At 66.2% G+C, this 7,318-nt stretch carries 7 protein-coding genes and 1 pseudogene; 7 read left to right on the top strand and 1 reads right to left on the bottom strand.

Going from position 1 to position 7,318, the window contains the following annotated elements:
* Nucleotides 1-79: 79 nt before the first annotated feature.
* Nucleotides 80-514 (bottom strand): annotated as a pseudogene (locus M5G17_RS22685) (hemerythrin domain-containing protein); the annotation flags it as partial.
* Between the two features lie 166 nt (nucleotides 515-680).
* Between M5G17_RS22685 and norR the strand changes: the two are divergent.
* The 7 genes from norR (at nucleotide 681) to ubiT (ending at nucleotide 7,300) form a co-directional block, all read left to right on the top strand.
* Complete coding sequence (norR, locus tag M5G17_RS22680) at nucleotides 681-2,201, top strand: nitric oxide reductase transcriptional regulator NorR (RefSeq protein ID WP_273895129.1); 1,521 nt, start codon at nucleotides 681-683, stop codon at nucleotides 2,199-2,201.
* Between the two features lie 81 nt (nucleotides 2,202-2,282).
* Nucleotides 2,283-2,930, top strand: a complete 648-nt coding sequence (gene pdxH / locus M5G17_RS22675) for a pyridoxamine 5'-phosphate oxidase (RefSeq protein WP_273895126.1) — start codon at nucleotides 2,283-2,285, stop codon at nucleotides 2,928-2,930.
* Between the two features lie 89 nt (nucleotides 2,931-3,019).
* Nucleotides 3,020-3,574, top strand: a complete 555-nt coding sequence (moaB, locus tag M5G17_RS22670) for a molybdenum cofactor biosynthesis protein B (RefSeq protein ID WP_273895125.1) — start codon at nucleotides 3,020-3,022, stop codon at nucleotides 3,572-3,574.
* Nucleotides 3,571-4,806 (top strand): molybdopterin molybdotransferase MoeA, encoded by a 1,236-nt coding sequence (locus M5G17_RS22665; protein WP_273895124.1) that lies wholly within the window; start codon nucleotides 3,571-3,573, stop codon nucleotides 4,804-4,806. The genes moaB and M5G17_RS22665 overlap by 4 nt, the downstream gene beginning before the upstream one ends.
* A gap of 133 nt (nucleotides 4,807-4,939) precedes the next feature.
* Complete coding sequence (gene ubiU, locus M5G17_RS22660) at nucleotides 4,940-5,935, top strand: ubiquinone anaerobic biosynthesis protein UbiU (protein ID WP_273895123.1); 996 nt, start codon at nucleotides 4,940-4,942, stop codon at nucleotides 5,933-5,935.
* A gap of 10 nt (nucleotides 5,936-5,945) precedes the next feature.
* Entirely contained in the window at nucleotides 5,946-6,836 is an 891-nt protein-coding gene (locus M5G17_RS22655; RefSeq protein WP_273895122.1) for a U32 family peptidase, read from the top strand.
* Nucleotides 6,830-7,300 carry a ubiquinone anaerobic biosynthesis accessory factor UbiT gene (gene ubiT / locus M5G17_RS22650; RefSeq protein ID WP_273895121.1) on the top strand — a complete coding sequence of 157 codons (471 nt, stop codon included), beginning with the start codon at nucleotides 6,830-6,832 and terminating at the stop codon, nucleotides 7,298-7,300. Before M5G17_RS22655 ends, ubiT begins: the two co-directional genes overlap by 7 nt.
* Nucleotides 7,301-7,318: the final 18 nt, after the last annotated feature.

The raw sequence follows: 7,318 nt of genomic DNA, 5'->3' as shown, positions 1-7,318 counted from the left end.
GGCTCCCACATTTGTTGCAACGTGCCATGGCCTGTGAGGGCGGTGTTGTCAGCCTTGGTGCCAGGCGCGCGCGCGTGTTTCAAGCCTGCGCGTTGGTAAACAGCACATCATTCTCCAACTGAATATGCTCCAGCAAATCCTCGCGAAACTCTTCCAGCCCTCGGTACAGGGTGCGCCAGGTATTGCACGCACCGTCAGGCGCGCTGATGTCGTGGGTCAGCAGGCTCAAGCGCGCCAGCGCCTCACCATGCTGGTCATGCTCAAGGCGCATCACCTGGATCGGCGCCGAGGCCTGCCGGCCCATGCCCCGTTGCAGTAGCGGGAACAGCACCTGTTCTTCCTTGAGCATGTGCCCTTCAAGTTCCTGCTGCATGTCTTGCAGGTGATCGGCCAGGCCATTGGGGCACTGTTCATGGCCGCCGTGGACCTGCTCCACACGGCGGGCCAGGCGGATCAGTTCCGGCAGTTGCTGACGGTGGCGGTCGTGGTAGCGGGTGAGGATGTGGGCGATCAGTTCGGTCGGGTTCATCGGGCTTCCTGGTTCGTGATGTAAGGATTGCCAGGGGGTTGCATCGCCCATGCCAGCTTTAGTTGCCCGAAATCAAGAGCGATTGTGCCGGGTGTGGTGAAATTCACCCGATACTTCAGGGTAGAGACAACCACAGAGGGTGATGACTACCATGTTGCGTGAAAGCCTGGCCGCCGACCTGATCGTCGAGTTGCCCAATGCCGTGCGCTTGCAGCGTCTGGTGCAGACCCTGCGCGAGTACTTCAACTGTGGCGCCGTCGGCCTGCTGCGTCTTGAGGGCGACTGCCTGTGCCCGCTGGCCACTGTCGGCCTGGTCCACGAAGCCCTCGGCAGGCGCTTCGTGATTGCCCAGCATCCGCGCCTGGCCGCGATCATGGCGTCGCGCGAGCCGACCTGGTTCGAGCCCGACAGCCGTCTGCCTGACCCTTACGACGGCTTGCTCGACACCGCTGTGCACGAGCCCCTGGCGGTGCATGACTGCATGGGCGTCAGCCTGTACGTGGAGGGCCAGCTGTGGGGCGCGATCACCCTCGATGCACTGCAGGCCGGGACCTTCGGCAGCGACGCCCGCGATGAGCTCAAGCGCTGCACCCTGCAGATCGAAGCGGCCCTGCGGGTCACACGCCTGGAGCAGGAGAATCGCAGCCTGCGCCTGTCGCGCAGCGAGCCTCTGGACTTGCGCCGGCCACTGCAGGACGGCGAGATCCTCGGCCACAGCCTGGTGCTGCAACAGTTGCTCAACGAGTTGGAGGTGCTGGCCGACTCGGAGCTGCCGGTGTTGCTGCTGGGTGAAACCGGGGTCGGCAAGGAGCTGTTCGCCCGCCGCCTGCATCGCTTGTCGCGGCGCAGCCACAAGCCGCTGATCCAGGTCAACTGCGCGGCCTTGCCCGAATCCCTGGCCGAAAGCGAGCTGTTCGGCCATGTCAAAGGGGCGTTTTCCGGCGCCGGCAGCGACCGCGCCGGGCGTTTCGATGCGGCCAACGGCGGCACGCTGTTTCTCGATGAAGTCGGCGAGCTGCCGTTGAGCGTCCAGGCCAAGCTGCTGCGGACCTTGCAGAACGGTGAAATCCAACGCCTGGGCGCCGACAAGCCGTTGCATGTGGATGTGCGCATCATCGCCGCCACCAACCGGCATTTGCCCGACAGCATTCGCGACGGCCTGTTTCGCGCCGACCTCTACCATCGCCTGTCGGTGTACCCGGTGCCGATCCCACCGCTGCGCGAGCGCGGCAACGATGTGTTGATGATTGCCGGGCAGTTTCTCGAACTCAACCGCACGCGCCTGGGCTTGCGCGGCCTGCGCCTGTCGGCGGCGGCCGAGCGGGCGCTGCTGGCCTATGCCTGGCCGGGCAACGTGCGCGAGCTTGAGCATGTGATCAGCCGCGCTGCGCTCAAACAGCTCAGCCGCGACGGCAGCCGCAACCTGATCATCACCCTGGAGCCCGAAGTACTCGATCTCGACAGCACACCGTCCGTAACACCGCTGGCCGATGTGCCGGCGCAACCCGGCCTGGCCTTTGCCTCCCTGGGCGAGGCTGTCGATGCCTGCCAGCGCCAGGCCATTCACCAGGCCCTGCGCATAAGTTGCGACAACTGGGCCAGCGCCGCGCGCTTGCTGGCGGTGGACCCCAGCAACCTGCACAAACTGGCCCGACGCCTGGGCCTCAAGTAACACCTGCGGTGTTGATGGCGATCAAGGTGTGCCGGTGGCGCAGCTTACAGACTGCGCACAACTTCACAGGAGATCACCGCCATGCCGCTGTCCCTTGCCCAGATGCGTCGCAACTACACCCTCGGTGGCCTGCAGGAGGCCGCAGCGCCCCTGGAGCCGTTGAGCTTGTTTGCGCAGTGGTTGGCACAGGCCCGCGAGACCGAGCGCGAGCCGGTCGAGGCCAACAGCATGCACCTGGCCACCGTCGACGCCGAGGGCCGTCCGCACTGCCGGGTGCTGTTGCTCAAGGGCTTTGACCAGGAGGGCTTTACTTTTTTTGGCAACTACCAGAGCGCCAAGGGCCAGGAGCTGGCGGCCAACCCCTATGCGGCAATGACCTTCTTCTGGCCGGGGCTGGAGCGCCAGGTGCGCATCGAGGGGCCGGTGGCGCGCATTGATTCGCAGCTTTCCGATCGCTATTTCGATTCACGCCCCGAAGCCAGTCGCCTGGGCGCCTGGGCATCGCCGCAGAGCCAGCCGTTGGCCGACCGTGATGAGCTGCAAGCCTTGTTGGCGCAGACCATCCGCCGTTTCGTCGAGCAGCCGCTGCGCCGCCCCGAGCACTGGGGCGGTTACTGTCTGAAACCCGAGCGCATGGAGTTCTGGCAGGGCCGTGCCGACCGCCTGCATGACCGTCTCGATTACCGTCGTCAGGGCGGGCAGTGGACCCGCCAGCGCCTGGCGCCCTGAGCCGAAGAGATACCTCCAAGGAGGAATAGGTTCGCCCAGGCTTTAGGTTCAGGCTTGGGCCCATCCACATCTCACGGGAAGCCCAGGCCATGGCCCATCTGGCGCAACGCAGCTTTACCCCCCTGAACATCGCCGTGCTGACCATCAGCGACACGCGCACCTACGCCACCGACAGCTCCGGGCAGACCCTGGTCGACCTGCTGCAAGCGGCCGGGCATGTGCTGGTCGAGCGCGACCTGGTCAAGGACGATATCTACCAGATCCGTGCGACTCTTTCGCGCTGGATCGCCGATCCCGCAGTGCAGGTGGTGTTGACCACCGGGGGTACCGGCTTCACCGTCCGCGACAACACCCCGCAAGCGGTGCTGCCGCTGCTGGACAAGCATGTCGAAGGCTTTGGCGAGTTGTTCCGCCAGGTGTCACTGGCCGAGATCGGCATGTCCAGCCTGCAGTCCCGGGCCTTGGCGGGGATGAGCAACGGCGTGCTGGTGTGCTGTGTGCCCGGCTCGCCCGGGGCCTGTCGCACGGCCTGGACGCAGATCCTCGAAAACCAGTTGGACAGCCGCACCGGCCCGTGCAACTTCGCGCCGCACCTTAAAGTCCAGGCCGAGCAAGCCCTTGAGGCCTGTGAGGCGCGGTCATGAACGCGCCGGTCTGCGACAGCGGCAAGTTGATACCGGTCGATCAGGCTATCCGCCATTTGCTCGAGCAGGCGCCAGCACCGCCAGCGGCGCAGACGGTGGTGCTCGAACACGCCCTGGGCCGCGTGCTGGCGGTTGATATCCATGCCCCGCGCAGCCTGCCGGGCTGGGACAACAGCGCCATGGACGGCTTTGCCTTCAGGGCGGCCGACCTGTCGAGCGCCGGTGGTTGCCTGAGCCTGGCCGGGCGCATCGCCGCCGGCCAGCAGGCCAACACCCCGTTGCAGCCCGGGCAGGCGGTGCGGATCTTCACCGGCGCACCCTTGCCGCCGGGCGCCGACACCGTGGCCCCACAAGAGTTGTGCCGGGTCGAGGGCGAGCAGGTCTGGCTGCCGGGCGCCAGTTTGGGTGAGCACGTGCGCAAGGCTGGCGAGGAGGTGCGCGAAGGCCACCTGCTGCTGCAAGCCGGCAAGCGCCTGCGCGCCCAGGAGCTGGGCCTGCTGGCGGCCTGCGGGGTGGCCTGGGTCGAGGTTCATCGGCCCTTGCGTGTTGGCTTGCTGAGCAGTGGCGATGAGCTGCGTGAGCCAGGCCAACCCCTGGCCCCGGGGCAGATCTACAACAGCAACCGTTACTGCCTGACCGCCCTGTTGCAAGGCTGGGGCGTGGAGGTGCATGACTACGGGGTGATGGTCGATGAACTGGCAGCCAGCAAGCACGCGCTGAACCTGGCTGCGTCCGAATGCGACCTGCTGCTGACTTCGGGCGGGGTTTCGGTGGGGGAGGAGGATCACCTCAAACAAGCTATTCAAGAGCTGGGCAGTGTCGATTTCTGGCGCCTGGCGATTCAGCCGGGCAAGCCCCTGGCCTTTGGCGAGGTGGCGGGCCGGCCGTGGATCGGCCTGCCGGGCAACCCGGCTGCGGCGCTGATCACCGCGCTGGTGGTGGTACGGCCGTTCCTGTTGCGCGCCCAGGGCGTGCGCGATGTGCTGCCGCGCCCGGTGGCGCTGCCTGCCGGTTTCGACTGGCTGCAACGCAACAAGCGCCGCCAGTACCTGCGCGCGCGGCTGCTGCCCGAGGCGGGCGGTCAGTCCAGCGTGCAACTGCACCCTCAGCAAAGCTCGGCCATGCTCAGCGCCGCCTGCTGGGCCGATGGCCTGGCAGTGGTGGACTGCGAGCAGCAGGTGCACAAGCACGACAGTGTGCAGTTCCTGGCATTTGCCGAGCTGATGCAGTGAGCGACCTTGATTGCCGTCAAGGTTCTACTGGGAGCGCTGGCTAGACTGGCAGCGCTTTTTCCAGTGCTCCGGGCGTGCTCGACAGTTTGCCGTGCAGGCCAGTGGAGATAGGTTTCTTTGATGAGGAAAACCCATGCAACTGGTCTGCCCGGCAGGCAACCTGCCTGCACTCAAAGCCGCAGTGCGCCATGGCGCCGATGCGGTGTATGTCGGCTTTCGCGATGACACCAACGCCCGGCATTTTGCCGGCCTGAACATGGACGACAAGCAGTTCGACGCCGCTGTCGCCCATATCCGCCAACACCAGCGCAAGCTTTATGTCGCGGTCAACACCTACCCGCAACCCCAGGGCTGGGAGCGTTGGCAACGGGCGGTGGACCGCGCCGCCGACCATGGCGTCGATGCCATGATTGCCGCCGACCCCGGGGTGCTGGGCTATGCGGCCGAGCGCCACCCGCAACTGAACCTGCACTTGTCGGTCCAGGGCTCGGCCACCAACGCCCGCGCCTTGGCGTTCTACGTCCAACACTACAACATCCGCCGCGCGGTGTTGCCACGGGTGCTGTCCCTGGCCCAGGTGCGCCAGGTGGCGGCCAGCGCCACGGTGCCGATCGAAGTCTTCGCCTTCGGCAGCCTGTGCATCATGGCCGAGGGGCGCTGCCACTTGTCGTCGTACATCACCGGCGAGTCGCCGAACCTGTGTGGCGTATGCTCGCCGGCCAAGGCGGTGCGCTGGAGCGAAGACGCCGAGGGCTTGAGTGCGCGCCTGAGCGAAGTGCTGATCGACCGCTATCAACCCGAGGAGCCCGCCGGCTACCCGACCTTGTGCAAGGGCCGCTTCGTGGTCGACGGCAAGCGCTTTCATGCCCTGGAAGAACCCACCAGCCTCGACACCCTCGACCTGCTGCCGAAGCTTGCCGCCATGGGCGTGGAGGCGGTGAAGATCGAGGGCCGCCAGCGCAGCCCGGCCTATGTCGAGCAGGTCACCCAGGTCTGGCGCGCCGCGCTCGATGCCCATCGCCTGGCGCCGCAACGCTTCACGGTCAAGGACCAGTGGCGCCAGGTGCTGGCCGGTTTGTCCGAAGGCAGCCAGACCACCCTGGGTGCTTACCATCGATCATGGCAATGAGGGACTGGACATGAAACTCAGCCTAGGACCCGTCCTGTACTACTGGGACAAGGAACAACTGGGGCGTTTCTACAGCGAAATGTCGGCCTTGCCCCTGGATGTGATCTATCTGGGTGAAACCGTGTGCTCCAAGCGCCGGGCCATGGGCCTCGACCACTGGCTTGGCCTGGGCCGCGAGCTGCAGGCGGTAAGCCCGGCGCAGATCGTGCTGTCGAGCCTGACCCTGATCGAAGCCGCTTCCGAGCTCTCCAGCCTGCGCCGTCTGTGCGACAACGGCGAGCTGCTGGTGGAGGCCAACGACATGGGCGCGGTGCAGTACCTGGCCGAGCGCAAGCTGCCGTTCGTGGCGGGGCCTGCGCTCAACCTGTACAACGGTCATGCCGTGGCCAAACTGCTCGACTGCGGGATGATCCGCTGGGTGCCGCCGGTGGAATGCTCGGCAACGCTGATCCGCGCCGTGCTCGATCAGGTCGCCGAACTGGGCCGGGCGTTGCCGCAGCTGGAGGTGTTTGCCTATGGGCACCTGCCGCTGGCGTACTCAGCGCGCTGCTTTACCGCCCGGGCAGAAAACCGGCCCAAGGACGACTGCCAGTTCTGCTGCATCAACTACCCCGACGGCCTGGCCCTGAGCAGCCAGGAAGGCCAGGCGCTGTTCACCCTCAACGGTATCCAGACCATGTCCGCCGAGGTCACTAACCTGTTGGCCGATTATGCCGGGCTGCAAGCCTGCGGCGCCGACTTGCTGCGTCTTAGCCCGCGGGCTCAGGGCATGGTTGAGGTGGTCGAAGCGTTTGCCCGAGTGCGTCAGGGGGAGGCGCCACCGCTCTGTGTCGACGGCTGCAACGGCTACTGGCATGGCCAGGCGGGTATGTTGCGAGTCGAGGAGGCGGGCCTGTGCTGAGTCGCAAGCAATGGCTGTTGAAAGGCGCCGACAAGCTCCTGCCGCTGGTGCGCCGGGTGCCGTTCGTGATCCAGCGCGTGGCCTTGCAGCAGGCGCTCAACCGCTGCCTGGCCGAGCCCTTGCGCGACGGCGAGTTCGACCTGTTGCGCGGGCGCTGGTTGTGCCTGCGCATCCCCGACCTGGACCTGGCCTGGTACCTCACGCGCAACCGCGAGGGCCTGCAGATTGCCGAGCGGGCCAAGGCCGATGTGACCATTCGTGGCAACTGGCGCGAGTTCCTGCTGCTGGCCAGCCGTCAGGAAGACCCGGATACCCTGTTCTTTCGCCGCCGCCTGGTGATCGAGGGCGATACCGAACTGGGGCTGACCCTGAAGAACCTGATCGACAGCCTTGATCCGGAGGTGTTGCCGGTGTGGTTGTGGCGCAACCTGGAACGGGCTGGCAAGGGCCTGGCAGCAGGTTGAGGGCAGGGCCGGCTACCC

This window comes from Pseudomonas rubra (genome assembly GCF_028656935.1).
Lineage (GTDB): Bacteria > Pseudomonadota > Gammaproteobacteria > Pseudomonadales > Pseudomonadaceae > Aquipseudomonas > Aquipseudomonas rubra.
This window is presented reverse-complemented; position numbering and strand designations above follow the sequence as displayed.

Excerpts from the sequence above, each read along its gene's own strand:
- norR (WP_273895129.1), top strand. The coding sequence starts at position 681 with ATGTTGCGTGAAAGCCTGGCCGCCGACCTGATCGTCGAGTTGCCCAAT.
- pdxH (WP_273895126.1), top strand. The coding sequence starts at position 2,283 with ATGCCGCTGTCCCTTGCCCAGATGCGTCGCAACTACACCCTCGGTGGC.
- moaB (WP_273895125.1), top strand. The coding sequence starts at position 3,020 with ATGGCCCATCTGGCGCAACGCAGCTTTACCCCCCTGAACATCGCCGTG.
- M5G17_RS22665 (WP_273895124.1), top strand. The coding sequence starts at position 3,571 with ATGAACGCGCCGGTCTGCGACAGCGGCAAGTTGATACCGGTCGATCAG.
- ubiU (WP_273895123.1), top strand. The coding sequence starts at position 4,940 with ATGCAACTGGTCTGCCCGGCAGGCAACCTGCCTGCACTCAAAGCCGCA.
- M5G17_RS22655 (WP_273895122.1), top strand. The coding sequence starts at position 5,946 with ATGAAACTCAGCCTAGGACCCGTCCTGTACTACTGGGACAAGGAACAA.